Annotated in this window: 1 protein-coding gene and 1 pseudogene; both read left to right on the top strand. The window is 75.2% G+C overall.

Features of this window, described 5'->3' with window-relative positions; all coding sequences use genetic code 11:
• Positions 1-325: pseudogene (locus ND748_RS29375) on the top strand (hypothetical protein); the annotation flags it as partial.
• The coding region (locus ND748_RS29370; protein ID WP_251749444.1) for an HlyD family efflux transporter periplasmic adaptor subunit at positions 318-2852 on the top strand (2535 nt) is incomplete at its 3' end. The pseudogene ND748_RS29375 and the gene ND748_RS29370, both read left to right, overlap by 8 nt.

Here is a 2852-nt window from a genome sequence, read left to right as displayed (position 1 = left end):
GGCCTCGGCGGCGCCCGCCGCCACCCCGTCGCCCGGCGCGACCGTCACCTCGACGGTGGCCCTCGGCTCGTCGACCACCGTCGAGGAGACGAGCAGCGCCACCTCGGCGGCCCTGGCCGTCGGTGAGTGCCTGACCGCCGCCGGTAAGGCCGACGACACCGGTGCGGTGTCCGCCACCTCCATCAGCGTCCGCCCGGCCGCCAAGCAGGGATGCACCGGTGGCTTCGGCGGCCGTGGCTTCGGCGGCCAGGGCTTCGGCGGCCAGGGCTTCGGCGGCCAGGGCTCGGGCGGCCAGGGCTCGGCTGGCGGCACGGCCAATGGGTGACCGATCAGGCCGGGTGCTGGCCCGGACCAGTCTGCGGGGCGCCCGAGTCTGGGTCGTGATCGGCGTCGTCGCCGTGATCATCGTCGCCGCCGGCTCGGCGACGCTTGCGGCGACGGGGTCGTCCGGTCCGGACTACCGCACCGCCACGGCGGTGCGGGCCACCGTCGCACAGACGCTCGACTCGACCGGTGTCGTCTCGCCCGCGAGCCAGGCGAGCGTGACCTTCCCCGTCTCGGGAACGGTCGCGAGCGTCGCCGTCGCCCCGGGTGATCATGTCGATGCCGGGCAGACACTCGCGACTCTCGACGCCGCCACGCTGTCGGCCGCGGTCGACGCGGCCGCGGCCACGCTTGCCACCGATCAGGCAAGGCTGATCTCCGACGAGGCAAGCGAAGGCGGCACCGGATCCGGCCCGGCGACGGGTTCCGCCGCCTCCTACTCGGGTGGCCCGGCGACGATCCAGCCGATCTCCCTGGTGACGGACGGCGCCCGACCTGCCAACCGGGCAGTGTCCACCTCGACGGCGGCCGACCCGACGGCGGCCAGCCCGGCAAGGACAGGCCCCACTGCGACAGGCCCAACGGGGTCGGGGAACGGCGGCGCCCTGGCCGCCGCCCGCGCCGCCGTCACCAAGGCGCAGAAGTCCCTCGTCACCGCGCAGCACACCGCCGACACCGACCTCGCCGTCGCCACGACGGACCTCGGTCAGGAGAAGACGACCTGCGCGGCGTATATCGACGCAGCGGCAGCGCCCGGCATAGCCGCACCGCCCACGACGGACGGTTCGCCCGCGACGGCGCCCGGCTCGGCCGGATCCGCCCCCGCGGACGCGGGCCAGCCGGGCGGTGAAGTCCACGCCGCCCCGCCCGCACACACATCCCCGCCGGTACACCCCGACCCGCCGGTGCACGCCGGCCCGCCGGCCCGCGCCGACCGACTGACGCCGAGCTCCCCTGCACCGGCCACGTCGACGCCAGCCAGACCGACACCGGGCTCCTCGGCGCCGGCCACGTCGACGCCAGCCGGGCCGACACCGGGCTCCTCGGCCCCGGCCGCCTCAGGACCGGCCACATCGGCACCGGCCACATCGGCACCGGGCACGGGCCAGGCGCCCACCATCGCGGGCGCGTCCGCCTCGGTGAGCACCGCGCCGGCCTCGGCCAGGTCGAGGCTGCGGGTGGTCGAGGCCGTGCAGCGGTTGGCCGCGCAGCCCGTGACCTCGCTCGTCCCAGCAGCCAACGGGACGACGGCGGGCTCGGATGCCGCATCCGCCTGCTCGGCGCTGCTGAGCACCGTGCTCACCGACCAGCAGCTCGTCTCGGCCGACCAGGCTGCGGTGACCCGGGACGAGGCCACGCTCGGTAACGCGATCGACGCCCTTGTCACCCTCTCTCCCGCTTCCGGCTCCTCCGCGGCGACCCCGTCCGCAGGGGGATCGACCTCGACGGGCTCGACCTCGGGCAGGCCGGGCGCGGGGGCAGCGGGCGCAGACAGTGCAGGTGGCTCGGCTGGTACCGGTAGTCCGGGTGGCTCGGGTGGTGTAGGTGGCTCGGGCGGTGGAGTAGGCGCGGGTGGTGCAGGGGGCGCCGGTGGCACTCGGTCGGCTCGCTCCGGCGGCTCCGGCGGCTCCGGCGGCTCATCCGGTTCCGGATCGGCGCGCTCCGGGGGCTCGGCGTCCTCGGCGCGCGGCGGCGCTCAGGGCGAGCCGGCATCCCCGGCGCAGATCGCCGCCGACCAGGCCACGGTCGATGCGGCGCAGGCCGCGCTGACCCAGACCAGGGACGAACTGGTCCAGACCACTCTGGTCAGTCCGCTGGCGGGCACGGTCGGGGCGGTCGGCCTGACCATCGGCGAGTCTGTCCAGGCGGCCTCGACGGCATCTGCGGGCTCCGGGATCACCGTGATCGGCGCCGGGACCTCCTACCAGGTCGAGACGTCCGTGGCCGACTCCGACCTGGCGAAGGTGCAGGTCGGTCAGGCCGCCTCGGCGATCGTCGACGGGTCGGCCACGGCCCTGACCGGCACGGTCGTCGGCATCGGGCTGCTACCGACGTCATCGCTGTCGAGCGGCTCGAGCGGCGGCTCGGGAGCGTCGAGCTCGGTGAGCTATCCGGTGGCGATCTCGCTCAACCGGCCGAGCCAGCGGATCTTCTCCGGTTCGGACGCCGACGTCGCCATCGTGATCGCCCAGGCGGCGAACGCCATCGCGGTGCCCAGCTCGGCCCTTCGGTCACTGGGTCAGATACATACCGTGACGGTGGTCCGAGGCGGTAAGGCTACGGCCACGATCGTCGGCGTCGGGGCAGCCGGGACCACCCTGACGCAGATCACCTCGGGGTTGAAGGTCGGCGACCGGGTGGCGCTCGCCGACTTGTCGACCCCGTTGCCCAGCGCCGGCGGCACTACCAACGGTCGCGGCGCCGCCCTCGGAGGTGCGTTCGGAGGTGGCGGTCTCGGGGCGGGCGGTCTCGGGGCAGGCGGTCTGGGCGGCGGCCGGGCGGGCGGGGGGAGGCATACTATAACACCC

This window comes from Frankia sp. AiPs1, assembly GCF_023716945.1.
Taxonomy (GTDB): domain Bacteria; phylum Actinomycetota; class Actinomycetes; order Frankiales; family Frankiaceae; genus Frankia.
The sequence above is the reverse complement of the archived record's forward strand: the minus strand, read 5'-3'. Positions and strand labels throughout refer to the sequence as shown.